The sequence below is a fragment of the Micromonospora parastrephiae genome (assembly GCF_016802865.1).
Taxonomy (GTDB): Bacteria; Actinomycetota; Actinomycetes; order Mycobacteriales; family Micromonosporaceae; genus Micromonospora; species Micromonospora parastrephiae.
Map to the genome: position 1 here is coordinate 19,393 of NZ_JAEVHM010000005.1, position 25,699 is coordinate 45,091.

17 protein-coding genes and 2 pseudogenes are annotated in these 25,699 nt (G+C 66.8%); 9 read left to right on the top strand and 10 right to left on the bottom strand.

What is annotated here, in order from left to right:
• Positions 1-54: 54 nt before the first annotated feature.
• Positions 55-645 (bottom strand): TetR/AcrR family transcriptional regulator, encoded by a 591-nt coding sequence (locus JNW91_RS02540; RefSeq protein ID WP_238424242.1) that lies wholly within the window; start codon positions 643-645, stop codon positions 55-57.
• Positions 646-750: 105 nt separating this feature from the next.
• Between JNW91_RS02540 and JNW91_RS02545 the strand changes: the two genes are divergently transcribed.
• Positions 751-1,494 (top strand): SDR family oxidoreductase, encoded by a 744-nt coding sequence (locus JNW91_RS02545; RefSeq protein ID WP_203173338.1) that lies wholly within the window; start codon positions 751-753, stop codon positions 1,492-1,494.
• Here JNW91_RS02545 and JNW91_RS31715 read toward each other — a convergent pair.
• Both JNW91_RS31715 and JNW91_RS31720 read right to left on the bottom strand, forming a co-directional pair.
• Positions 1,466-1,720, bottom strand: a complete 255-nt coding sequence (locus JNW91_RS31715) for a SigE family RNA polymerase sigma factor (protein WP_238424243.1) — start codon at positions 1,718-1,720, stop codon at positions 1,466-1,468. The two genes, JNW91_RS02545 and JNW91_RS31715, sit on opposite strands and share 29 nt — an antisense overlap.
• A gap of 33 nt (positions 1,721-1,753) precedes the next feature.
• Positions 1,754-1,903 carry a SigE family RNA polymerase sigma factor gene (locus JNW91_RS31720; RefSeq protein WP_238424244.1) on the bottom strand — a complete coding sequence of 50 codons (150 nt, stop codon included), beginning with the start codon at positions 1,901-1,903 and terminating at the stop codon, positions 1,754-1,756.
• 527 nt (positions 1,904-2,430) lie between these two features.
• Here JNW91_RS31720 and JNW91_RS02555 point away from each other — a divergent pair.
• Positions 2,431-3,678: pseudogene (locus tag JNW91_RS02555) on the top strand (IS3 family transposase).
• A 451-nt stretch (positions 3,679-4,129) separates the two neighbouring features.
• Here JNW91_RS02555 and JNW91_RS02560 read toward each other — a convergent pair.
• Together JNW91_RS02560 and JNW91_RS02565 are read right to left on the bottom strand one after the other, a co-directional pair.
• Complete coding sequence (locus tag JNW91_RS02560; RefSeq protein ID WP_203173339.1) at positions 4,130-7,699, bottom strand: NACHT and WD repeat domain-containing protein; 3,570 nt, start codon at positions 7,697-7,699, stop codon at positions 4,130-4,132.
• Between the two features lie 203 nt (positions 7,700-7,902).
• Entirely contained in the window at positions 7,903-8,904 is a 1,002-nt protein-coding gene (locus tag JNW91_RS02565; protein ID WP_203173340.1) for a hypothetical protein, read from the bottom strand.
• 792 nt (positions 8,905-9,696) lie between these two features.
• On the opposite strand from JNW91_RS02565, the gene JNW91_RS02570 reads away from it, so the two are divergent.
• Positions 9,697-13,503, top strand: a complete 3,807-nt coding sequence (locus JNW91_RS02570) for a hypothetical protein (RefSeq protein ID WP_203173341.1) — start codon at positions 9,697-9,699, stop codon at positions 13,501-13,503.
• Positions 13,504-13,769: 266 nt separating this feature from the next.
• Here JNW91_RS02570 and JNW91_RS02575 read toward each other — a convergent pair whose 3' ends face one another.
• On the bottom strand, positions 13,770-15,179 hold the full coding sequence (locus JNW91_RS02575; protein WP_203173342.1) for a hypothetical protein: 1,410 nt from the start codon (positions 15,177-15,179) through the stop codon (positions 13,770-13,772).
• A 130-nt stretch (positions 15,180-15,309) separates the two neighbouring features.
• Between JNW91_RS02575 and JNW91_RS02580 the strand changes: the two genes are divergently transcribed.
• The 3 genes from JNW91_RS02580 (at position 15,310) to JNW91_RS02590 (ending at position 17,485) form a co-directional block, all read left to right on the top strand.
• Positions 15,310-15,921 carry an RNA polymerase sigma factor gene (locus tag JNW91_RS02580; protein ID WP_238424245.1) on the top strand — a complete coding sequence of 204 codons (612 nt, stop codon included), beginning with the start codon at positions 15,310-15,312 and terminating at the stop codon, positions 15,919-15,921.
• A complete protein-coding gene (locus tag JNW91_RS02585) occupies positions 15,918-16,703 on the top strand; it encodes a hypothetical protein (protein WP_203173343.1) in 786 nt (261 codons plus the stop codon). The genes JNW91_RS02580 and JNW91_RS02585 overlap by 4 nt, the downstream gene beginning before the upstream one ends.
• Before the next feature lie 179 nt (positions 16,704-16,882).
• Positions 16,883-17,485 (top strand): hypothetical protein, encoded by a 603-nt coding sequence (locus JNW91_RS02590; protein ID WP_203173344.1) that lies wholly within the window; start codon positions 16,883-16,885, stop codon positions 17,483-17,485.
• Between the two features lie 299 nt (positions 17,486-17,784).
• Here the strand turns inward: JNW91_RS02590 and JNW91_RS02595 are convergent, their stop codons facing one another.
• On the bottom strand, positions 17,785-18,207 hold the full coding sequence (locus tag JNW91_RS02595) for a hypothetical protein (RefSeq protein WP_203173345.1): 423 nt from the start codon (positions 18,205-18,207) through the stop codon (positions 17,785-17,787).
• Between the two features lie 350 nt (positions 18,208-18,557).
• Here JNW91_RS02595 and JNW91_RS02600 point away from each other — a divergent pair, with 350 nt between their 5' ends.
• Positions 18,558-19,595, top strand: a complete 1,038-nt coding sequence (locus tag JNW91_RS02600; protein ID WP_203173346.1) for a DUF4238 domain-containing protein — start codon at positions 18,558-18,560, stop codon at positions 19,593-19,595.
• Between the two features lie 965 nt (positions 19,596-20,560).
• On the opposite strand, the gene JNW91_RS02605 is transcribed toward JNW91_RS02600, so the two are convergent.
• Entirely contained in the window at positions 20,561-22,087 is a 1,527-nt protein-coding gene (locus JNW91_RS02605) for a hypothetical protein (RefSeq protein ID WP_203173347.1), read from the bottom strand.
• A gap of 339 nt (positions 22,088-22,426) precedes the next feature.
• Here JNW91_RS02605 and JNW91_RS02610 point away from each other — a divergent pair.
• Positions 22,427-22,770: pseudogene (locus JNW91_RS02610) on the top strand (ArsR/SmtB family transcription factor).
• Entirely contained in the window at positions 22,770-23,486 is a 717-nt protein-coding gene (locus JNW91_RS02615) for a cation transporter (RefSeq protein WP_203173348.1), read from the top strand. Before JNW91_RS02610 ends, JNW91_RS02615 begins: the two are co-directional and overlap by 1 nt.
• Positions 23,487-23,564: 78 nt before the next feature.
• On the opposite strand, the gene JNW91_RS02620 is transcribed toward JNW91_RS02615, so the two are convergent.
• Positions 23,565-24,203 carry a vitamin K epoxide reductase family protein gene (locus tag JNW91_RS02620; RefSeq protein ID WP_203173349.1) on the bottom strand — a complete coding sequence of 213 codons (639 nt, stop codon included), beginning with the start codon at positions 24,201-24,203 and terminating at the stop codon, positions 23,565-23,567.
• On the bottom strand, positions 24,200-24,862 hold the full coding sequence (locus JNW91_RS02625; RefSeq protein WP_203173350.1) for a DsbA family protein: 663 nt from the start codon (positions 24,860-24,862) through the stop codon (positions 24,200-24,202). The genes JNW91_RS02620 and JNW91_RS02625 overlap by 4 nt, the downstream gene beginning before the upstream one ends.
• Between the last annotated feature and the right edge of the window lie 837 nt (positions 24,863-25,699).

Genomic DNA, 25,699 nt, shown 5'->3' on the forward strand with positions numbered 1-25,699 from the left:
ACGGTAGCCAGTTCGCCCAATTTCGTCCCAAAAACGCCAGTCGGCGGCGATGCTTCATTCCCAGGGAAGTTTGAGCAGGGCGAGTTCGGCCAGGCGTCGTAGGTCTGCGCGGCTGGCGCCGGAGGCGGCCTGGACCGCGAAGCCCTGGGACAGGGCGATCACGTACGCCGCCGCGTCCCGTGGCTCGACGGTCACGGGGAGGTCGTCGGTTTCCCGGGCGCTGGCGAACCGCTCGGTGAGCACGACCTCGGCCGCCTGACGCCGGGCGCAGAGATCGGCCCTGGCTTCCGCCGCAGCGTCTCCGGTCACAAGCGCGCCTTGGACCAGGAGGCAGCCGGGTGGGGTGTCCGGCCCGGTCGTGGCATCGGCGGCCCCGAGCAGCCAGCGCCGGACCACTTCCCGCACGGTGTCGGCCTCCAGTGCTGCTGTCCCGTAGCCGAACACGGTGTCTCTGTAGCGGTCGACGACCTGTTTGAAGAGGCCCGACTTGGAGCCGAACGCGCCGTAGATGCTGCCGGCCTTAAGGTTCGTCGCGGCCGACAGGTCGGCCATCGTGGTCCCCTCGTAACCCTTGGTCCAGAAGACGCGCAGCGCCGACTCCAGGACGCGTTCGACGTCAAACTCACGCGGCCGGCCCATCACCATGGTGACATCCCTCACTTTCTGAGTGCGCATTCAATATATCACTTGCCGGCACCTACCTGACGTGACATCTTGAATGTTCACTCAAAAATGATGGAGGGAAGTCCGATGGCTCAGACTCTGGCCGGCAAAGTCGCGACCGTCACCGGTGGCTCGCGCGGCATCGGCGAGGGCATCGCGCGGCGGCTTGCGGCGGCGGGCGCGACGGTCGCAATCACCTACAACTCCTCGGCAAAGCAGGCCGAGTTGGTGGCGAAGTCCATCCAGGAGGCAGGCGGCACGGCACTGGCCGTGCGGGTCGACGCCGCGGACCGCGCCGCCGTCCGCGCCGGGGTCGCGGAGATCGTGGCGCAGTTCGGCCGCCTCGACATCCTCGTCAACAACGCTGGCGTCGGCGGCGTCGGTGCCATCGAGACGATCACGGACGAGGGCTACGACCACACCGTCGCCGTCAACCTCACCGCAGTCTTCGCCGCCAGTCAGGAGGCGCTGCGGCATCTCAGCGACGGCGGGCGGATCATCACGATCGGCAGCATCAACGCCGACCGAATCCACTTCGGCGGCGGCAGCGTCTACGCCCTGACCAAGGCCGGCGTCGCCGGCTTCACCCGCGCGCTCGCTCGGGAAGTCAGCAGCCGGGGCATCACTGTCAACACCGTGCAGCCCGGTCCGGTCGACACCGAGATGAACCCGGCTGACGGGCCGTTCGCCGAGATCACCCGCCCCTACATCGCCGCCGCCCGCTACGGCACCGCAGCCGAGGTCGGCAGCCTCGTCACCTACCTCGCCGGCCCGGACGCGGCCTACATCACCGGCGCCACGATCAACGTCGACGGCGGCTACGCCGCCTGAGCCCGCACGAGATCCCGGGCCGGGGCACTCCCAGACCCTGGTAGTGCCGGAGCACGACCGCGGCCCGCTGTCGGGCCGGCACGGTGTCGAGCGCTGTCCGCAGGCGCATCCGCTCGTCGGTCGCACCGGCCGGGTCCCCCACCGTGACCTCCGGCATGGCGTCTCCGGCCGACCGCTCGCGCCGCCAGGGCCGACGGGTCTCGTCGATCGCGGCCCGGTAGACCATGGTCTTGACGTAGAGATCGGGCCGTTCCAGCTTTCACCAGCGGGGGTAGAGCTTGACCAGCGCGTTGGCCACGGCGTCCTCTGCCGTGTGCCAGTCGCCGGAGGTCACGTACGCCAGCTTGCGCAGCGACGCCACCTCTGACGTCACGAACTCGCGGAATGCCTGCTCGTCTTCGGCTTTCACGTCGACTGCCTCCCTGTGACGGAGGTAGAACGCAGCCGCCGCCCAGGGAGTTGCACCGTCCGGAAGAGTAGTTGTGCGATTACCACCCTGTGATGGCCTCGGGCTACTCGGACGGATCCTTTCGGGCCGGGCGCGCAGCGCGGTCAGCCCGAGCAGGCTGGGCGCGTCGCGGGCCATCGCCGGTACCACGGGCACCGGGGCTTGTCCATTGACAAGATCGACGACGTCGCGAACGGAGGCGGCGCCGTGTTTCACCTGACCGCTCGGTGGAGACTTTCCGCCGATCGATGTCCGGCCATGAGAGGACGTTAGAGACGGGCCGTTACCGAAATGCCGCGCAACTCGTCTGGAATTGCCGGCGGGGCTGTGAGTTGCATGGCGCGCTGATCGAAGAACAGGCGCGCGACGAGGTCGCCGCGGGCGCCGGTGCCAGTCCTAGAGAAGATCGACTTCAGATGGTCCTGGACGGTGTAGGTTGAACCGCCCCGGATCTTGTAGAGACTTCCCCGCTTGGGAAGGATCGAGAGATGGCAGGAACGAAGCCGTATCCGCAGGAGCTGCGGGAGCGGGCGGTGCGGATGGTCGCGGAGGTGCGGCCGAACTACGAGTCGGACTGGGCGGCGATCACGGCGGTGGCGGCCCGGCTCGGGATCGGCACGGCCGAGACGTTGCGTAAGTGGGTCCGTCAGGCGCAGGTCGACGACGGCCAGCGGCCGGGGGGTGACGTCGGAGGAGTCGGTGGAGCTGAAGCGGCTGCGGCGGGAGAACGCCGAGCTGCGGCGGGCGAATGAGATCTTGAAGGCCGCGTCGGCTTTCTTCGCGGCCGAGCTCGACCGGCCTACGACACGCTCGTGAGTTTCGTTGACGAGCATCGGGACCGCTTCGGTGGAGTCGAGCCGATCTGTCGCGTGCTGCGCCAGCACGGGCTGCAGATCACCCCGAGCGGCTACTGGGCGGCCAAGAAGCGACTGCCGTCGAGGCGGCAGGTGCGTGATGCGCAGCTGACCGAGCTCGTCCGCGAGATCCATGCGGCGAACTACGGCGTCGACGGAGCCCGCAAGATCTGGCACGAGCTGCGCCGCCAAGGGCATCCGACGGCCCGGTGCACGGTCGAGCGGTTGATGCGTGACGTCGGCCTGGCCGGTGTCGTGCGGGGCAAGAAGATCCGCACCACCACCGCCGATCCTGGGCGTGAACGGGCCGCGGACCTGCTCAACCGAGACTTCACCGCCGCCCGGCCGAATCGGTGCTGGGTCGCGGACTTCACCCACGTCGCCGCCTTCTCCGGCGTCGTTTACGTCGCATTCGTCGTCGACGTCTACTCAAGGGCGATCGTGGGTTGGTCCGCGGCGACGAACAAGCGCACCCCGCTGGTCCTGGCCGCCCTGGACATGGGGTTATGGCGCCGCGACCGCGCCGGGCAACCCATCGACGCGGGCCTGGTGCACCACAGCGACGCGGGCAGCCAGTACACGTCGTTCCGCTTCACCACCCACCTGCTCGACGCCGGTATCGACGCCTCGATCGGTAGCGTCGGCGACGCCCTGGACAACGCCCTGATGGAGTCCACCATCGGCCTCTACAAGACCGAGCTGATCAAACCCCGAGGCCCGTGGCGCAGCCTCGCCCAGGTCGAACTGGCCACCGCCGAGTGGGTCGACTGGTACAACAACCAGCGCCTGCACTCCGCCACCGGGCACGTCCCACCGACCGAATACGAATCGATGTTCTACGCTCAATCCCAGCCCCGCGAGGTGGTTGGAGCCAACAGCTGAGGTCTCCACAGAACCCGGGGCGGTTCACGGCATCCGACGCCTTGTCGGCGGCCTCGACGACGTGCGCAACACCCTGCGCGACGCCCACAGCGAGGACAAAGGCAACGTCTACCGCGAGCTACGGCTCACCCTCACTTACAACCCTGGTGAAAACCAAATCAGCGTCGAGGCTAAGCCCGACGCTGATTACTGTGGGATAACTGTACGTGTCCGAGGGGGGATTCGAACTCTTGTACGCGTCATATGAGCACCATTTCGGGGTGCACATGCTCATAGATTACGGTACGGCCAGGGTTGGCTCAAGCCCGCAGGCTCATTACCTTCCGCAACCATACATAGCAGTTCGGGCGCATTGGTTCGCTGCTTGTCTGGTGCCTCGCTCTATCATCGAGTGGCAGGTTTGAACGCGTGGCCATAGGCTGGAGGCGACCCGCCCGCGTCCCGGTGAGTCTCAGTCGGTCGACGCTGACGGCAGCCCGTATCGCTCGCGTTCTTCGGCAGTCAGCTCTCGCGGTTCTCGGTCTTCGACCAAGCGCTTCGCCTGGTCGCCGCATACGTCCCAGCTTAGGATCCTGCCGTCGTTGTAGGTGACAATGAGGGTGTCTTGCCAGGACAGGCTGCGAACTATCCCGTCTGGCGTGTCGAGCACGCCGAGGGGCCGCCCGTCTTGGGTGTGCCAAATGTAGAGCGTGTCATCGTCGCTGATAGATGCAATCAGGTTTCCTTCGGGTGACCAGCTGATTTGACGGACGGCATTTGTGTGGCCGACACAACGCATGCTTATGTGCTGCTGCACGACGTTCCAGATCTCGATCTGGTTGCCGACGGCGGCAGCGAGTCCGGTGGAGTCATTCGACCAGGCCAGGGCCGCTACCTCGCCGTCACCTTCGGTTCGCCATTGATGGGCGAGGGTGTAGTCGTCTCCTCGCCATAAGCTCACGTTGTGTTTGCTGGCGACCGCCGCTATAAGGCCTGAGTCTGGGGACCAGGTGAGCGTTCCCGCGCTTTCTTCGCCTCCGTCGAGGACTGCTAGGCGCTGCGCTTTGGCCACGTCCCACACCGAGAGGGCGGGTCGCGTTCTGCCGAAGAAGCAATGCGTGTGGACGACCAGCCGTGAGCCGTCGCCGGACCAGGCAAGTCCGTAAACCCACGGTAAAGGCGTCATTTTCGTTGCGTGTTTCGGGGTTGGTCTTGGACGAGCGCCCCACTGTGCTCGCAGGACACCGGATCGCGCGTCCCACACCGTGACCTGTTCTTGCATGGCGGTGGCGACCAGGTCACCTAGCGGCGAGTACGCGATCGACATGCAGTCGTCGTCTCCGAGCCTCAGCGGCAGCGTCGCCTCGTCCGTTTCGATGATCTCCGGCGTCGTTCCCGTCCGCTTTATGGCGGCTCGTTTGTGCTCCGGCGACCATGACACTTCTCGCAGGCTACCGGTGGGCAGGCGGCGGAAGCTTCGGCCGACAACATCCCAGAGCTCCACCTGGTGGAATGAGCTTCCCAGGCCGATTCGCTTGCCATCGGAGGACCATGCGATCGTGCTTATTCGGTGAGGGCGTGCCCGCCGCTCGACTGTCCGTCCCGTGGCGACGTCGATCAGCGCCACGCGGTGTTGGTGTCGTGTTCGATGCACTGCGTAGGCGATGACATCCTCGACGGGCGACCACGCCATTGCTTCGGCCAGGCCGGGAGGCGCGCTTTCGGCGGCCTGGCCGGTATCGGTGTCGTAGATCCACAGAGTGCGGCGTTCCCGTGCGAGGGTCGCAGAGCGGCGCATTGAGAACGCCGGAGCTGCTGAGACCGCGAGGCGGGTTCCGTCGGGTGCCCAGCACAACACCGGGTCTGACCACGCTACCTGCTGTCGCAGGATCTCCGACGTCTGCTCGCCGATGCTGATCACGAGCAGCAAATCATCTGAGGCGATGGCCAGCCGGTCACCTTGAGGAGACCATGCCGTGGCGTGAACACTTGTGGCAGGGACGCTCGTAACCAACCCTGGGATGTCATCATCCAAGCGATAGACGTCAACGGTTCGGTAGTCGAACGTTCCCGCGAAGCACAGGTCACCGCCCCACGAGACCGAGTCGAACGATGTCAGGAGACTCCCTCTTCGCCTGCCCAGGTTGCGGCCGTCCGCGACGCGCCACAGCATGAGGCCTCGATCGTGCTCGGTGAGGGCAAGGGTTCCGGTGGCACTGAGCAGGGTGTGACCGCACGCTTCTGAGTCAGTGGCGAAGGCGACACCGGCAAGACGGCCGGTGTCGTCCCAGGTGCAGACGCGGCCCATCTTGTCGGCGGTGCGCAGTCCTTGGTTGTCGGGCAGCCAGACCGCGGAGGTGATGCCGGTGGTGTGTCCGATGAAGAGGCGCCTTGTTCGCGGTGTGGCGGTCAGGGCCCATCGCGTCATCGTCGCTGCCGGCGTGGGTGGCAACTCGTGTAGCGCGGTGTGGGCGAGCGCCACGGCCAGTTCGTTGTCCTGTCGGCGCACCTGTTGCGCGAACTCGGCAACGCGCTCGGACTGTCGGGCGCGGTCCTGGTGATCGGTCTCTTGAGAGGCGTCGAGTAGCTGACGGGCTGCGGTGGAGAGAGTCACCTCGGCTGCCAGCGCGAGGGCACCGGCGAGCGTTTGGCCGCGTAGGAGGTCGTCTGTCTGTGGGTTCGCTTGCCATGCTGCCGCGCGGTGTTCGAGCCGGGTGATGCGGTGCAGGCGCTCCTCGTTGGCGTTGATCAGAGCGGCGAGTCGGTGCCACTGGCGAAATAGTGCGTCGTGGGTCAGTTCGAGGCAGGTGCCGTCGTCAACGTCGATAATCAAGCGAGCTGCTCTGAACTCTTCAAGGATGTGGTCGGCGGTGGTATCGAGGTCGGCTCGGCGGATCGTCCGTCGTACGGTTTCCTTGCCTTCCAAGCCGACGCCGTGCAGCAAAGCAGAGTCGACGGCGTGTTGGGGGTATCGCTCGGTGAGGGATTCGTAGATCTGCTCGGCGTGAGCTGCGATGGCGCCGCCCACCTCGCCGGCCTGTTCGTATTGGGCCACCGTGATGTGTCGGCCGTCGGACTGTAGGTGCAGACGTTGTAGCAGGTGGCTGAGCAGGGGAAGCGCGTCCCCGACTGTGGCGTCGGCGGTCATTCGGTCGATGAGGTCGTCCTCGAACGTGAGTCCGGCAGCCCGGGCGGGCCCCGCGATGGCCTGTCGGATGCGGGCCGGATCCAGCAGACCGATGGCCACCGGCCGGGTGATGAAGCCGGCCTGCTGATCGGTGAGCCGGCGGCGGAACTCGGGCCGGATCGCCACCAGCAGGCGCAGTTCCGGCAGCACCGTCAGCGTCCGGGTCAGCAGGCTCCACCACTGGGCCCGATCTTGCTCGTCGGTCAGGGTGTACAGATCCTCGGCCTGGTCGACAACGAGCAGCACGGGTCCGCGGGCGACGCTGAGGAAGCTCGGCACAACTTGTAGTGGCGCTTCCGGAGAGGCGGCTTCCTCGCGCAACAGCCGCGCCGTCTGCAGCACAGCGGTCGGGCGATCCGCCAATGCAGCGGCGAGGCTCATGAACGGATCGGCAGCCGGGCGAAGCGGACCCACCACAGTCCACCGCCGTGGTAGTCGAGCAATGACGCCCGCGCGGATCAGCGATGACTTGCCCACTCCCGACGGACCGACGATAGCGACGATCCGCGTCGCCGGCGCCGACCCCGAGCGCTCCAGCCGGTGCAGCACTTCGCTTGCCTCGCGGTTGCGGCCAAAGAACACGCCCTCCCGCTCCACCGTGAACGGCGCGAGGCCAGGGTACGGGCTTTCCGGGCTCCGCCACGTGACCGCCGTCCGGCGGTGTAGGAAGTACCGCCAGCCGAGCCACAGGACAACACAAAGCGGAAGCCACAGGTAGGCGTAGTCAAGGACAGACCGCCACGGCCCACGCCAGCTGTCCGTGCGCGCCGTCACGATGTTGATCGCCAGGCCGACGGCGATCGTGCCCAGCAGGGCACCGGATTCGCGACGGTACTCCCTTAGTGCCCGCCCCACACGGTCATCGCACTACGAGAAGGCACTGCTCGCCAGCGCGTGGCGGATAGCCGACAGAGACAACAACTATGGCCGGGACTGGACTCACACCCTTGACGTGGCTAAGCCCGGATCTCGATCAGCGGCACCGCGAAACCGATGGATTGCACTGCGACGTGCTGCTCTCCCTGTGGCTGAGCGAGACACCCACCGTCGCAGCCGCCTCATGTCGTGATGAGGTGCCATGGCTTGCCGAAGGCGACGCGACGGAAGGCGTCGATCTCGCGCAGGTGGGCGTCGTGCACGTATGGGACGAGAGCGGCCTCGCTGGCGTGCAGGCAGGCCCGGTAGCCGATCTCGCGCAGCGGGTGTCCATCGGGCGGTGCCGGGCTCTCGGGATCCCAGCCGACGATGGCGCAGATGCTCTGCGCGGTGCGTCGGGCGTGGGGACGGGCGATGGCCCAGGCCGGCTCGGGGTACATACCGCGCAGGCTCCACAGGTCGCTGCGGTCAGGGATGGTGGGAATCTGCTCGTGGTCGGTGGTGGTGCCGGCCAGCTTGTCGAGCCGGTTGCGCAGGCTCTCGCGGCGCCCGGCGATCGCGATGTTGTCCGTCAGGGCCGACTCGGTGAGCCACGAGACCGCGTCATTGTGCTCGGACGGGCCGAGCCCGGCGGCGGTGACGGCCTGCGCTGCGGCGGCGTCGAAGTCCTGCCAGAACTCGTGCGAGCCGACGCCACACGGCCACCAGTCGAGGTAGCTGTCCTGGTCGGTGATCGGCTGCCGCCCACTGATGAGCGCGGCTACCTCGGGGAAGCCGGTCGAGGTGTACCAGTCGGCCAGCTCGACGCGGCCGAGCCAGTCAGTCAGTCGCCACCACGCGTCCCGCTTCGGGCGGGAGCACGCCGCCGCGAGGGCCAGCTGCAGCACCACGGGACGCAGGTCGTCGGCGACCATGTCGTACAGGTCCATACCCCAAGCCTCGAGGACCGGCGAGTGGTGCAGGTCACCGGAGTGCACGCCGACGGGCAGGCTCAGCGCCTCGGCATAGGCGGCCACGAACGGATGGGCATCACCGGGTGTCTCGTCGTCGTCGAGCACGACCAGGCGGCCGGTGAGGGTGCGATGGATCGGCACGTTGAGCTTGCCGTTCTTGGCCCAGTTGTAGGCGGTACGGCGCGGGACGCCGTTCTGGTCGGCCCATTGGGACAGCGGGAGCGGAGTCATGAATCGACGATGGCACAGATAGCACAGTGCCATCCAGGAAAGCTGTGCCATTTGTGCCATCCGCAGCAATGGGCATTTGCGACAGCCGACGCTCAGGCGGGTGGCTGGCTGCGCTCACCAGCGGCTGCGGGCCGCCGGCGCGGCCTACCTCCCGGGTGCACTCCTCGCCATCGGCCTTGCGTTCACCACCGCGACCGCCGTCGCCAGCATCTTGGCGGCAGCCGGACACATCGCCGACGTAGGATTTCGGCGGCGGTCACGGCGTTCAGGTTAGGCGTTCTGGGAGCTGGCCGACCTTGGGACCGCCCTCACCACCGGCATCACCGTCTGAGCAGTCTTGCCGCTGTAGTTCACTCCCTCGCCCCGCTCCTGTGGACCCGGATGACCATCGGCTTGACGCTGCTGGCGCCCCTGCTCTCCCGGTAGGGAGCCTTGGTCGAGCTCGCCCAGCCCGACGCCGACGGCTTCGGGTGCCTGCGCTTGCCCGAGCACGCCGGCGCATCGCACCTATCCGGGTAGCGGCGAGACCAACACTTGCAAAGTGAGCCTCTCGGCCCGCCGGGCCCGCGCCTCCGCCCGGTGCCGCGCCTCCAGTTCGCCTCCGGAGGTCACCGCTGCCACAGTGCCCGATCTCCCTGCATGCCCGGAAATTGCCAGCCAGGTCGGCTGACCAGGGGTGATGTCTGAGGTCGAACGCCCTCGCCGAGATCAAGTCAGCTGGCGGTAACCGCCGAGGCCATTCCTCGGTTCAGGCACCATTAGCCGTCTTTCTAGGATGGATGCGAAAAGCAGATGGAGGGACTGTTGACCATCGGTGCAGTCGAACGTCACGTCCAAGACGCGGACGAGGAGCACACGCCGCTAGACGGCGACGGCTTTCTCGACGTCGGCGCGGCCGCCAGCATCACGCCAGCCGGGGACCTGGCCGGACGTCCGGGAAGCTTTGTCCTGCTTGCGCCAGGCGGCGTCGGAAAGTCGGTCTTACTCGATGGTCTGCGGCGGCAGGAGGACGGCCTCGAGGTGGACCTCGTCGGGCTCCGGGGCGCCGATATCGGCCGAGCGATCGATGCGGCGATCGCGTGCGGGAAAACGATTTACCTCGATTCCTTGGACGAGGCCCTGCTTACCGAGCCGGCCCTTGTCCGGCTGGTGAACCGGGCGATGTCCGGACCCGGCGCCGATGGGGTCAAGTGGCGGCTCGCGTGCCGCCCTTCAGCTTGGACCAGTGCATTTGTCGACGGCGCCAAGAGTGTCAAGAGACTGCGCCTCCTGCCGATGACGCGTGACGCGGCCCGTCGCCTGCTCGCCACCCTCGATGTCGACGAGGGCTTTCTGGATGCGCTGGCTGCGGCGGGCCGGAGCCGGTTGAGCGCCTCGCTGTTGCATTTCATCGCGGCGGCCCGGCAGTGGCAGGAGACGGGTCGTCTTCCAGGCCGGCGAGTGGATGCCCTGGAGTCGGAGGTTCAGCGGCTGCTGACCGAGCGGGAGGATCTTCGGCAGCCGTTGCGGACGGGCGCGGACGTGCGGCGCCGGACCGCCGGCCGGCTGGCTGTCTTCGCTGCGTTCGGTGGGGTCGGCCGGTTCGCGTTCCGCACCGGCGCGGGTCAGGCCGCCGTCGCGGTCGCCGGGTTACCGACTAGGCCGGAGCCGGACCGCCCCGACGTCACGGTTGGGGGCGAGGTCTACGCGGAGGTGCTGGGCAGCGCGTTGTTCGACACCGCGCCGCAGGACACCGTCGCCTTCCGGCACCAAGAGTACGTTGACTACCTCGCCGCCAGGTACGTGGTGGACCGCGCGCCCACGCGGCCCCAGGTCACGGCCCTGCTAGGCCTGACCGATGGGGTACTGCCGCGCTCGATGGTCGCGGTCGCGGCGTGGATGCTGGCGCTGCGCCCGGAGATCGCCGACGTCGTCGCACCCGCTAACGCAGCGGCCTTGGTCGAGTCCGAAGTTGACCTGCCGACGGCCGCACGGGCGGCGGTCGTGGACGCGCTGCTCGCGGACGCGCGGGAGCACGAGGCGCCGCCGCGGTGGTCCCTGGACCTGTCGGTCGTCGTCCACCCCGACCTGGCACGGCAGCTCACCGACCGGCTGGCAGCCGGGGTCGACCAGCCCTTCGAGGCGTGGTGGATCTGTCGGCTCGCCCTGGCCGGACGAATCTCGGCGGTCGCCCCTGCGGCGCTGGCGATCGCGCTCGACGACCGGCTTCCGTCGTGGGTCCGCAGGCCTGCGATCGATGTGGTGACCGACCTAGGCTCAGCGCCCGAGCGGGCGGCTCTGCTCGACGGCCTGAAACTCAACCCGGACGCAGACCCAGACGACGAGCTGCGGGCCGGACTACTTCACGGGCTCTACCCGCAGCACCTGACCACCACCCGGCTGCTGCCTTTCCTCACCCGGCCGCGGCGTGCCAATTTCATCGGCGCATATCGAAAATTCCTCTGGGAGTTCCCGGCCAGGATTCCGAACGCCGATCTGCCCGAGATTCTCGCCTGGGCGCGTGCAAGCCTCGAGCCTCATGGATCCGCCGAGGCCCGTCGATGGACGAGCGATGTGCCGGTTCGGATCGCACAACGAGCCGTAGCCGCATCCGATGACCCCGCAGTGCTGAGACCCTTGGCCGAGCTCGTCATCGACCTGACCGGACACATGCGCGTCGACGCGCACTGGGCACTAGACACCGCCCAGCGTCGACATCTCACCCTCGCCGTCGCGGCGCGACTCGACGAACACCGATGGACCGTCCTGCTCCAACTCGGTCTCGTCACCGCCGACGACATCAGCTGGCTGACGGACGCAGTCAACGAGGAACGAGCCACCGGCCACGACGTCCTGGCTCGATGCCTTCAGCGGCTAATTGCCCCGCCTGCCCCAACAGAAGACGAGCAAGAACACGACGAGCAGGAAGCCGAGGACCGGCCCGACGCTACCGCACTCCGAGCCGCCATCTCGGCTGCCCGTCAAGACCTCGCCGCGTGGGCCGCCATCCCGATAGCTCTGGTGCTGGGCAACAAGTTGGAGCCGTTGTTCCTCTGCGACCTCGGCGCTCGCCAGGGCTGGTCGCTGCTGACGAACGACGAGCAGCGAGAGGTCCTTGACCGGGGCCTCGAATACCTCGTTGAGCATCCACCCAACCCGGACCTGTGGTTGGGCAAAGCCGAGATCGGACTCGATGCCATCCGCGACTGGTCCGGGGTCTACCTGCTGACGACGCTAGCCCGCCATGCGCCGGAGCGCCTCGGCGACCTCCCGCAGACGACGTGGGCGAGGTGGGCGCCCGCCATAGCGAACGCCTGGGCCTTCGCCGACATCGACCTGCTCGGGGACCTTGTCGACCTCGCGCCCGCCGAGGCGAAGGCCGAAATCCGTACCGCGGTGCGAACTTCGCTCGACAGCCGCACCGAATGGCGGCGCACACCCCTCCACAAGTACTTCGCCCAGGACCTGGTGCCCGACCTGACCGCCATCCTGCCGCAGCGCCGCTATCCCGACGACCAGAACGCCGACGTTCTCGCCTTCCTGATCGAACATGACCCGCACGTGGCCGCTGTCGCGGCCCGGTCGGTGGCGAACGGAGATGACTCGCAGCTGTCCCGCGCCGCGAACCGGCACCTCGCCCACATCGACACCCGCGGCACGATCGACCGTCTGTTGAGCGAGTCGACGCCGCCCGGCGGATTCCTGGAACTCGTTGAGACTCTGCCGCTGGACACGGTCGACGACGACCGGCTGGCCGACCTGGCCCGCCTCCTGCTCGGTCGGCTGCCGTTCACCAACACGCGGGAAGATGAGGGTTCGTTCGACAGCCCGGCGCAGCGGGAAGCCCGCATGTGCAACTACGCAGTCGAGATGCTGGCCATGCGCGGCCTCGCCACGGAACTCAAGGTGCTAGCCGACGGGCAGCCGCCGCAAGCGCAGGCGCTCATCCAACACCACCTGCGTCAGGCCCGCCAGATCGCGGCCGACAATGCCCAGGCCCACCTCGACCCGACCGGCCTGCTCGACCTGCTCGGCCGCTCGGACCTACGGCTCATCCGCAACTCCGGCGACCTGATCCTCGCCCTGCTGAACCACCTCGACGACCTGCAGCATGAAATCTCGCGCAACAACGGCTTCCGCGACCTGTGGTCACCGAACGGCAAAAACCTCGGCAGCGAGGACGACATCACCGACTGGTTGCGACGCCGCCTGACCGACCAACTCGGCCGAAACCGCGTCCTCCTCACCCGGGAGCCCCAAGTCGAACGCATCGCGGTCAAGGGCTCCGGCACACGGATCGACCTGACCGCAGGAGCCCCGACCAACACAACACCCGTTGAAGTCGCCGAAGCGATCATCGAGGCGAAGCTGGTCACCAACGACGAGGTGCCCACCGCACTACAAGATCAGCTCGTGCGGCGATACCTCGCAGCGACCAGCCAACGGCACGGCATCTACCTCGTGTACTGGCTTCCTCCCGAACAACGGACCTCCGGATCGCGAAAGTATGCCGACAAGCAGAAGCTCCTCGACGACATGCGGCGCTGGGCCGCGGAGGTGGCGCCGCAGTTCGACGTGAGCGTCTACGTGCTCGACGTCAGTTGGCCGAAGCGCCAGTGATGGCCAGGCTCGACGGACTTGGAAGCTCTGACGGCCGCTGCTGGAGCAGGTCAACGCACGGCTGGGTGGCCTGACGGGGGTGGTGAGCGTCGCGGACGCGTTGCATGCGCAGGTCGCTCCCGCCCGCGCTGTGGCCGCTGCCGGCAGGGACGCGTACGTGTCGCGGTCAAGGCCAACCAGCCGAGCTTTGTACGCCCGGGACTCAGGCGCAAATCATGCACTGGTTCCCCGGACGCCGTCGATTCCTCACTCGCGCATCGGGGTGATCAGCCGTCCGCTTGCAGGATCATCGTCTCCTTGACGATCTGACGGATCTGAGCGCTGCAGTCCGCCTGCAGCTGCGCAGCCAACTGGTCCCGCAGAGCGGCGTCGTACTGCCCGATCCGGCCAAGCGCATTCGCCAGCTGCCTACGTACCTCGGAGGAGGCGTCAGCCGCGAGGTCTGCACCGAGATTGCGGTTCACCGGATTACGCGACCAAAGGACGGCCGCCATCTGCCGCGCTGCCGGGCTCTCGTGCTGTGCCAGGACACGGATCGCGTCGGTGCCGCCAGGATCGATGTCGATGAAGTGGCGCAGACCCTGGACGCCGTTCCGTTTCGCTAGGCGACTGAGAGCCAAGGCGTGGACGCGTTGGACCTGGTCCTGCCTGACAGCCAACTGTCCTACCGCCCCAAACACGGCATCCTCAAGTCGACCACGGAAGATGCCCAGGTCCAGATCGCCGGGGGCCAGCCCGCCGATCAACAGCCACGCCTTGTCGAAAACCTCCTGCCGCTTGCCTTCGTCAAGTGCAGGAGCAAGATCTGTCACCGCAATCATGGCCGCCGCGCGGTGGTCTTCTGCGGTGAAACCGTCCGAAGCGATCTCGATGAGCTTGTCGGCGAGCCTGTCCCGGTCCTCCACTGACAGGGCATGACCGAAGTAGCCGCTGGATTCGTGCGTCGTCCCACCGGACTCGTCGGTCGTGACGCGAGGGCCGGTAGGAGCCTGATGCACCTCCTCGACGGCGCGCACCGCCTGCTCGTTCACAGCGGGGTGAGATATCTGCATCCGAGCCAGGAGCTCAACGGCGCCAGCCCGAACAGTTTGATTGGGGTCGCTGGCCTGAACCTCCAAGACGTCTCTCAACCGGTGCAGGGCGGGCCCGGCTTCCCACAGGAGCGCGGTATGGCCCGGTTCTGGCATGTCCCGAATGGCGGCGGTGAGTGCCTGCGCGGGCGCAGGGTGCCCAGGGTTCGCCCGCAGCATCCTGGCAATGGTTTTGATCGCTCGACGCATTGACAGCTGGGACACCAGATGGTTGAGGTACGGGGTGAGCGCGTCCGTCACCTCCGCGATGTTGTCACCTCGAAGCGCGAAGGCCAGGTTGGACAGGGCACCGATGGCGGTCTCGCGAATGCCGTTGTCGGTCCAACCGGAGGCGGGCGCGACCTCAAGCCGGGTGAGTATCCACGGTACATACGAGCCGGACCTGTCCGCAGGCACGATATCGGCGACGACACTGAACGCTGCCAGCGCTGCCCTGATCGCCCATGGGGCCAGCGGCGGATCATTCAGGCAGCCCGCCGCGTCTGCACCGAGCTCCCTGGCTGCCGCGATCGCCATCTCGACCTCGCCGGCTGCTACGGCGTGGCGCAGCGCCTCAGCAGTTATGTAATCAATTCCGTACTTCACCAGGCCAGAGACAGCGGACCCCGCCGATCCGCAATCGTTGATCCACCGTGGTGACAACCACCTTGTCGGGTATCGCTATGGAACTCGAATGGCGTAGCGGTCATAAGAGGGTGTGAGGGATAGGGCGGACATGACCCGAGCCGACGACGGCGAGTTGTGGCGGCGGGCACGCCAGGGAGAGGCCGAGTGCTTCGGTGTGCTCTTCGACCGGCACGGGGAGGCAGTCCGGGCTTTTTGTGCGCGCCGAACCGGCTCGAGCGACGCCGCCGATGATCTGGTCTCCATCGTGTTCCTGGAGGCCTGGCGCCGGCGGGGTGAGGTTGAGCTGATTGATGGCAACGCCCTGCCGTGGCTGTACGGCATCGCACGCCGGACCATGCAACATCGCTGGCGGACCGCGCTGCGGCATCGGCGGACGCTGGAGCGGCTGACTCCCGTGCCGGCCACTCCCGACCATGCCGACGAGGTCGCCGGCCGGCTCGACGATGAGCGGCACCTGGCCCAGTTGCGGAGGGCCCTCGAGCGACTGAGGCCGCCCGACCGTGACGTGTTGTTGCTCTGCGTCTGGCAGGGCCTGTCCTACGCCGAGGCGGCGGTAGCGCTCGGCGTACCAGTCGGCACCGTCCGATCGCGGCTGTCCCGTGCGCGGTCCCGGCTCGGGGCCAAGACAGAAGCCCTGAACACACCCCACCCCGCGGCCTACCCGACGACCGCCTCAGCACAGCGACGGGAGATGTCATGAGCGACCTGCAAACCCGCCTGGACCCACAGCGCCAGGCCGAGATCCGGCGACTGCTGGTCGCGCAGGCATCGCAAGGAACTGTGGTGACTCGGAGCCGCCGCCTCGCCCTCGCCGGCTGCGTCGCGCTCGTCGTCACTACCGGCGTCGCTGCGCTCACCTTCTATCCCGACCCGCCGCCGCCGACCTATGCCGCCTGGACGGCCGTTCCACAGGCCGCTCCACCTCTGACCGCAACGGATGGAGAAATCGAGAGTTGGGCCTCGAAGTGCAGCGACCTCGGCGTCGGCGGGGTCGGCGTCGGAGGCGTCCCGGCGCGCCCGGAAGCCGCGGCTCGTCGGGAGGTGCTGGTCGATCGGCGCGGCGGTTTCACCTACTGCGTCGATGTTGCGCTGGGCAGCGGCACCTCCTCTGATCCGCTGATCGCCCTGTCCGGTCTGAAAGCCAAGGGACTCGATGGCCTCAACCTCATGCAGGCCACCGTCTCCGACAAACCGTTCGCCAAGCCGCAAGGCAGCGCTGTGTTGGTGCTCGGCGGCATCTCGCAGATACCGTCACGCGGCATCCAAGCCTTCCAGCTGTACGGCCTGAGCGGCCCCGAGGTGACCGGCGTCGACGTTGTACTCACCAATGGCCTGCAGGTGACCGCCACGGCGAGAAACGGTGTCTGGGGTGTGTGGTGGCCCAGCGATCGGGGCGATCCCGCCGGCTGCAAGCTGCACGTGCGCACTGCCGCCGGCGTGACGCTCGTCGACCCGGATGCCGTCCGGCTACGGATCCAATGAATTAAGGAGGTTCGCAACCCCTGGAGCTTCCTGGCGGAACTTCATCTGCCGCCATCTCGCCATCGCCGGCAGAGCCGTCGAGTTGACCCCGAGCAGGATCGACAATCTGGATCTACCGCCGGGTTCAGCGGCTGGCGAGCGAGCGCGAATGGTTGCGGCGGCTTCGTACGCTCTTCCAGGTGCTGTGGGCGTGCGTTCAGTTGTCCGGATGGCTCGTCAGGGCCGAGCTTGGCGATCTCGCGACATGGATCGGCGCACTGGCCAACGTAGCCACGCTCGCCTTTGCTCTCGTCGCCTCCGTCGTCGGCCTCCGCGTCTACAGGATCGAGTCGGGGCGAGATCGGCGGGCCGAGGACGAGCGCCGAGAACGCAGACTCGACGAGAAACGCGCCCAAGCATCGCTCGTGTCCGCGTGGCTCGCCCAGCAGGAATTAGAGGTCATTACGACGAGGAGCAGCGATTCCCAGCCCCTCCTCCGACCCCGGCCAAGGTGGGGCGTGAACGTCCTCAACGCATCCACCGCGCCGATCTACCACGTGATCGTCTTCTACCGCTGGTCCGCCAACCCGTACGATGCAGCAGCAGGAGACGAAATGCGAGTCGTGCCACCCCACCAGGGCGGCATCTGGCAACTTCTTCCGGAATCGATCAGGCGGAGGGTCGAGATGGACGTCGACCCACAGTTCGCGGTTGACGTGGCCGTGGAGTTCCGGGACGCTGCCGGCCGGTGGTGGCGGCGCGGCTGGGACGGACTCCTGAGTGAAGCCCCGGACCGGGCTTGACCGAAGGCCAACTCAACCAGGCTCTGCACACCGTCGTCCTGCCCCGGCTACAACGCGACGAACGCACCCGCTCCTACGCCGCCCGTCGCCGCGCCCAAGGCAAACCGACAGGGAGATTGAACGCTGCCCCAACCGCTACGTCGCCCGAGATCTCTACCGACGCCTCGAAAACTCATCCCGGCCCGAAAGTTAGGTAGGCTAACCAACACTTCCGGTTTTGGCCAATTCCGGGGTGTGCTCCTCACCTCGAGATCGAGCCAAGTCAGGCCCATCTTCGCCGGCTCGTCGTCGCGCTCTCGTCAATCAGCTTGGCTAACTGGGGCTGATTCAGAGCGGGCTGGGGATGGCACAGCGGCGCCGGTGAACGTCGGGGCGGCCCGGAAGTGTGCCCGGCGGGCCGCGCAGCGGAACGCGCCGAGCACCGCCGGCCCGGCCAGGGTGACAAGGACAGCGGTAGTGATCGCCCGCCCGGTGTCCCAGCCCAGCGAGGTGACGGCGAAGAAGGTCAAATACCGGTGCAGTTGTTCGAGCACCGGCAGGCCCGGCTGGTAGGCGATCGAACTGGTCGGATCGAGGGAGAACGGCCAGAAGGACAGGTTGAGCATGAAGCCGAAGAAGTATCCGCTGACTGCGGCGTAGACCGCGAGCAGGAGGATCTCGGCCCGTCCCCGTACCCGGGGCAGCAGGCCGGCGAAAATGCCGACCCAGGCACAGCCGAACATCTGCTACGGCATCCACGGTCCCACTCCCCCGGTGAGCAGGGCGGAGGCGAACAGCGAGGTGCAGCCCAGCGCGAAACCGAAGCCCGGCCCGAAACGCTGCTCCGCTCCGCTCACCGCCTGTGGCACCTCTGTCAGACGTCGTGCTCCGCAGAGCACCGGCCCGAACGCAAAAAAAACACAGAGCTCGCGTAGGTGTCGGCGGAGCCCGGGGTACGGTGTCCGCTAGCTCAAACGGGTTGCCCGGGACGCCCGTCGAGGGCATCCTCGGACGTTGTCGACCTTTGCGTGACTCAAACTGGTTCCTCTGGTACCGCCAATTCAGATCGCGCTGGACTGGAGTTGACGAGGAGATGGCGAACCTCGCCGACGAGTGGCCCTTCCCAGGCGACCCGAACCACTTCGTGGGCGCTCGGCACCACACCGTGCCTCGCTTCTACCTCGAATACTGGGCAGACGCCGACGGTCACATCGACGTTGTCGAGAAGCCGGGTGGGCGCAGATATCGGACATCACCCAAGACGGCCAGTGCCGAGACCGATTTTTACACCTATATCGATCTTAACGGGGATCTGGCCGGTCACATGGAACAGGTGCTGGGGGTCATCGAAGCCGGCGCCTCCGCCGCGATCGGCAGGATCAGCCACCCGACCTTCGGCCAGTTTCCGCCGCCTCCCGACGACAAATACGAGATTGCCACCTTCCTTGCCTTTCAGAAGGTGCGGGGCAAGCGTCGGCGCAGAGAGATTGAGACCCAGGCCGACTTTTACATGAAACTCCAGTACTCGGGGCTCGGTAGCGACGCTATCAAGAGGCTGCTTGAGGAGCGGCTCGGGCATGCTAGTCCAGAGCATATCGCCCAGATGGAAGAACTCGTCGCAAACCTGGACGATTACGAATTCGTTCCGGACCCTAACGAACATGTCCGCATGATGGGCAAGTTGGCGCACAAAATCTTCCCGCACCTCATGCGCCGGCACTGGCACCTCGGCGTCTTCGATGAGCCCGTCCTCGTCACCTGCGATGAGCCGGTCATGCTCTACAAGAGCAACCCCAGCCCGATCCGGGGCTACGGGCTGCTTGACGCCGACGAAGTCTGGTTTCCGCTCAACCCGTCCATGCTGCTGATACTGACCCTGGAGCCACAGCCGGGTTCGATGCGGTTCTCGGCGCCAATCTCGACCGCGCGAACAGTAAACACATACGCCACCCACAATGCATACCAAAATATCTTTCTCCACCCAGAGCAGCCGGATATCGATACCGAGCAGTTGGCCGACAATCCGCTCTTCGAAGTGGCCGCTCCGCCAGGCGTGATACTGCCCGATGGGGCAAACAAGCCTCTCAAGAACCGAACGACCGCGCGGCGGCGTAAGCCGAAGCGGAAGTAGCGCCACGAGAGGGGTTTCTCGCCAAGAGGTGTTGCCGGCGAGCGCCGGTACGGGCACATCTGCCGGCTGTTCGGGCGGCTGCGGGATTGGCAACGGGGTGCAGGACGCGTACGCCGGGCCTGCGCTGTGGCAGACCCAGATCCGGGACGACCTGGCCGCTTCCACAGCCGCCTGTCCGAAGACTGGCGCTGCGGCAGCGGTCGAAGTCACACCTGACGTAGCCGGTCCGAGCTGAGCAGGCGGTGCATTGCGGCAAGCATGAGGCAGGCATCTGATCCGGTCCGACCGGGCCCGACCGCTCCGGCTGTCGGCGGCGGAGCGGTATCGGCCTGCCATTCGGCTCAGCAGTCGGTACCGTCGCGCCACCCGCTCATCGGCAGACACAGCCGGGTGGTCAGCACACCCTTGTGCAACGGCCGCTTAACTCGTCCTCGGTATCCGCCAAGACCCCCGCGAGGTGCGAATCACCTTCGGCAGCAGCCAGGACCTACCGTGCAGCAGAGCAAGAAGTGAGGGCCGCCTCGTGACGGCTGGCCCTCACTTCACTACATCTTCTTCAGTAAGCGGGACCATGCCTGGGGCCGTAATGGCCCTGGGATACGAGAGGATGCGGTTCGCCGCTAAGGGCTGACAGCGCTGCGGCCACTTCGACGATGTCGGCCTTGGTGTAGACGTTGGTGGCCCCGACGTCGCCGCCTGTGCTTGACTTCAGGGTGGCACGAACTCAGCCTGCGCGAGCCGCGTAACGCATCAGCCGAACCGGATGCTCCCGGGGGTCCAGTCGACGATCCTCGCTGTCGTCACACCGTCGTCGGCACCGGGGACGAGCCGGAAGGCGTCCCCGGGGCGGAGCGCTGCTGGTTCGACTCCAGGTTCGAGCTGGATAGAATGTGCCGTACTGGCGAGGGGGTGATCAATCGTGTACGTCCGGTTCCCAAGCTGGAACACCGGCATTTCCACTTTTACTAAGTGCCGCCTGAAACAGCGTTCACGGCAACCCTCCTAAGGCGTTCTGCCCCGGCATCATCGTCGGGTACCTGGAGGGTGATCTCTGTCCAGGCCCAGCGACGCGCGATGCCACCATAGATCGAAGCGAGGAACGAGAGGTAATGGAACTGACTGTCGGTGGTCTCGGTGATCGAGGGCATGACGAGCATAGAGGCGGTGTGGGCCTGCAACTGGGTTAGGTGCCGAGCGACCGGAAGATGGATCGCTTCCAGTGCGGTAGGCAGAACTGCGCCGTGCGCTCGCATGAGCGACTGGCCGTTGCCGGTTTCCACGGAGATGACATCGCCTGCGCTGATGCCCAGCAAGGTTTCGAGCTCATCGCGGACAGCCTCGGGGTTACGCCCATCGACGTTTCCCATCCGCGCCTTCGCGTCAGCCTCCTCACCCTGCCTGAAACGAAGTTCGAAGTTGAGCGCCCGTTCGGGCGTATCGACGACCAGACGTAGCCAGCCAGTGCGCGTCCCGATCGTTCGCGCGGCGCCAATCAACGGCATGCGGAACCGACTCTCGCCGTCACTGGTAATGCATCGGAGGTATAGCGGTGGCGCTTCGCTACGGGCTCCCTCGATGAAGGAGACCGTTGATTCGATCGGTTCGTCGGAGAAGGGTCCACCAACTGTCGTGGTCCTGGCGTGCGCGTCGCTGAAAGGAATACCCCACTCAAACCACGCTCGTATGGCCTCGTGCTCGGGTGTGCCCGGGGTCGCGAGGAACTCCACGTTCAGCCTGATCGGGTCAAGCTCGACCGCGTCCGGGGAGCGCGGCACGAGGGACTCGTACCTCCACCGGGAGCCACCGAGATAGGTCATCCGGTGATACACCGCTGGGTCATCATCAGACGGCAACGGAACCCCCTGGCTGTTGGCCGCCGTCCGGGTGCCGTGCTCGATGCGGTAGCTGTCGCTAACGACATCACGCAGGGCGTCAAGCGCCTCCTGCCGGGCCTCGATCGCGCCAAGCATCGTCAGTGACTCGCCGCGTTCGACCGGCGAGGACGCGAGCATCGCCATCTGGCTAATGAACTGCTCCAGCACCCCTTCCCCGTGGGTGAACCGCCGCATGGTTTCGGGATAGCGATCCGCGAGCCCGGCGATGAAGGCGTCGCTGTCCCACTGGCAAGGGAACGACACGCCCTCGGTGAGGCTATTGAACTCTGCGATGCGCTCCTCGGTCGGCGTCCAGGGTGTGACGAGGTGGTACCGGGCAACCTGACATGCGCCGGGGGTGACATGTTCCTCGACGAACCGTTCCCAGGACCTCTTGACTTGGCGGAACTGGCTATCGGTCATCGCTGTGGTGAAGCCTTTGACCTGCCAAATCTCAAGCCCGTCCATCGTAGAGCGGAGGATGTCGATCCCGCCGTCGCCCTGCGATGGATTGACCTGCCGCGCGTCGCCGTACTCGCGGCGCAGGAGAGTCGCGACGAGCGACTCGATGGAGTCTCCGCTTCGATGCTGAATCAGCGGCCAGTCGTAGGTCGGCACGAACTAAGACTACGGACCACGTCGGACACGTTGGCCCTGTTGCGCTGTGCCATGACGGGCTACTCCGCCAGATGCAGCGGGTCAGGGCCACCCGGTCAGCCTGGCGGCACGGTAAGGATCGGGCGCGCTTCTACGAGACCTCAGCACGGTGACCGCTTCGGCCGGATCAATGGTCGTGGCCCATCAGTGGTTCTCAATCGCCGTGCTCGCCGCGCCGGCACCGTCGCGCTGGCCAATCAAACCGGAAGTCATGCTGACATGCGCATAATAAGATGATTGGTTCGAGCCACGTCAAGAATCGTGACCATATAGTTCAGCATTCTGTTTATTCACCAGATGATGTACTGTTGGGTGGTGGAGACTCTGACGCACGGACAGGTCCTGGCCCGCTTCGGCCATGCCCTGTCGACCCGGTCCGCGCCCGACTCCTGCTCGCCCTGCGCGACGGGCCCGGCTACCCGGCGGACCTCGCCGACCTGCTGGGCACGAGCCGGCAGAACCTGTCCAACCACCTGGCGTGCCTGCGGGGCTGCGGCCTCGTCGTCGCGGTGCCAGAGGGCCGGCGTAGCCGCTACGAACTCGCCGACGCGCGCCTCGCGCACGCCCTCGGAGACCTCCTCGGCCTGGTCCTGGCCGTCGATCCAGCCGCCTGCCCGGCCGCCGAGTCCGAGGGGTGCTGCTGATGAACGCGCCACTTCCGCTGATGTCAGTTGGTCCGTCACCGGCCCGCCGGTCGATCCTGATCCGGCGGGTGCGCCTGTTCGTCGCCGCGACAATCACCTACAACGTCATCGAGGCGGTCATCGCCATCAGCGCCGGGAGGATGGCCTCCTCGACCGCGCTGATCGGGTTCGGGCTCGACTCTGTCATCGAGGTGGCCTCCGCCGCCGCCGTGGCCTGGCAGTTCTCCGGACCCGACCACGAACGCCGGGAACGCGCCGCGCTGCGTGTCATCGCGCTGTCGTTCTTCGCTCTGGCCGCGTACGTGTCCGTCGAATCGGTGCGCGCGCTCGTCGGCGCGGACCGCGCGGAGCACTCCACGATCGGTCTGGTCCTGGCCGCGGTGTCCCTGGCGGTGATGCCGGTCCTGTCGGCCGCGCAACGCCGCGCGGGACGCGAACTCGGGTCGGCCTCGGCCGTCGCGGACTCCAAGCAGACCCTGCTGTGCACCTACCTCTCGGCGGTGCTGCTGGTCGGGCTGGCGGTCAACTCGCTGTTCGGCTGGTGGTGGGCCGACCCCGCCGCCGCGTTGATCATCGCCGCAGTCGCGGTGAAGGAAGGCCGCGAAGCCTGGCGCGGCGACACCTGCTGCGCCCCAGGCGCCGCCCTGCGCTCCCCCACCACTGGTGGCGACGCCAGCGGATGCACCGACGGATGTTGCACCAGCGACACTCGATGAGCGAAACCTGCGGGCTCATCGGTTCCTTTGGGCTACCGCCGCAGTTGCCCCATCGCGGAAGCAGAAGCGGTGGGCGGGCTAGATGAGGGTGATCCAGTAATCCCAAAAGCGGTTTAGGATCGCGAGCGAGATGATCACGTACCAAGCGGTGAGGACGAGGCTGTGGTAGCTGGCGGCTGCTGCGGCAGCCCGACGTACGGACCTGGGAAGCGCACCGCCGTGCTGGCGCAGGGTGCGCAAGGTGACGTAGAGGAAGATCGGGATGGCGACGGCCCAGACGAGCATGCAGTACGGGCACAATGCGCCGATGATGTAGAGGCTCTGGTAGATCAGCCAGTGCACGAAGACCACGCCGAACGTGGCGCCGGCTTGTAGTCCCAGCCAGAACCAGCCGGGCAGTCGCACACCGGCCAGCAGGACGACGCCAATCATGGTGACCACGGCGAAACCCGCGATGCCGATCAGGGGGTTGGGAATGCCGAACGCCTCGGCCTGGGGTGTGCTCATGACCGAGCCGCAGGACAAGATGGGGTTGATGCTGCAGCTCGGCACGTAGCCGCGATTGGCGAGCAGGTTGATTTTCTCGACGATGAGCATTACGGCGGCGAGCATCCCGACGACGCCACCGACGGTGCAGATCCAGGCGGTGGCCCGGGACAGGAAACCCTGCTCGGGTAAGCCCCGCTCGGTGTGCTGCTCGACGGTGGCGGCGCTCATCTAGCCAGCGCGTCGTCGATGGCGGCGACGAGGTCGTCCTGGCCTCGCAGGTCGGTCAGTTGCCGGCCGTTGAGGAAGAACGTCGGTGTGCCCTGCACACCGGCGGCTGCACCATCGGCCTTGTCCTTGCCGATCCGGGCGGCAGTGGCGGGATCATCGAGATCACGTTGGAAGCGCGACATGTCCAGGCCGAGGGTGCGGGCGTGGCCGAGGAACACCTCCGTCTGTGCCTGCTCCTTGTGGCCCCAGCTGGTCTGGTTCTCGAACAGCTGGATGTACATGTCGGAGAAGCGGCCCTGGTTCGCGGCGGCCTGAGCGGTGCGGGCGGCCAGCTCGGCGTTCGGGTGGCTGGGGATCGGGAAGTACCTGACCACGAAGGTGATGCGGTCCTGATAGGTCGCCAGGATCTGCTTGACCGCCGGGTACGCGGCGGCGCAGGACTCGCACTCGAAGTCGAGGAACTCCACCAGCGTCACCTTGCCGTCCGCTGCCGTGGACAGCCGGTGACTGTCCTCGCGCGCCAGCACCGTCGGTTCAATCGCGCCAGCGTCGGTGGTCGCAACAGGCGGCTGGTCGGGACGATTGACGGTCAGCAGACCACCGACCACGAGCACCACCACCGCTATCAACGCCAAGGTCAAGCGAGTATTCCTCGTCATTTTCCCGTCCTCGTCCGCCGCGTGGAACAACGTGATCAGCCCGCCCGCGCACAAGCGGCGGAGTCCGATCGGACAATACAGAGACGGGTGTACCGACTTGCTGTCAGATTCCTGAGACTGGCGGGCGTCGCCGCCAGGTGAACCGACCCGATACTACGATGAGTAGTAGCGGCGTGAGATGACCAACCTGGTCCGCACCGAGCAGGACCTGAGGGAGGGCGGCATGCCGATTCTGGTCAACCAGGCCGTCATCCCGAGCACGACCGCCGGAGCCCGCTGTGGTGGGCAACAGTTCGCGTCCATCGCCGCGTCCGGGCCTCTCCTGGCTGCGATGGCCGGCGCGGCCGCGGCGGGCCTGGTGAGTCTCCTTGTCGCCGTGTCCCGTGGCCGGCGCGGACGTCGACCCGACCGTCACCCAGGTCTCCGAACTCACCCGCGCACGGTTCCCTGCGGTCACCGACGACATGCGGACCCGATGGGTTCCGGCCTACTTCGGTGTCATGCACGCTCTGCCTGCCGTCGCCGCTCTACGCCGGGCCTGGCGGGACGACCGACCCGACCTCGTTGTGCACGATCCGGCCAACCCGGGTGCTGCTGTCGCCGCGGATGAGTTGGGCATCCCCTCGCTGCTGTTCAGCGTCTTTCACTATTTCCCGCCCATGCTGGACCTTCCCGCCGTCACACGCCGGGCCCTGGATCAGCCCGATGTTGACCCTGAAAGCCGTTGCCAAAGCCGGCGCCGCCCCGCCCCTACATCGACCCCGTGCCGGCTGCCCTCCAGGTCGGCCCCGTCGCCGACCATCCCGACGTCATCCCATCCGCACGGTCCCCTGGGAG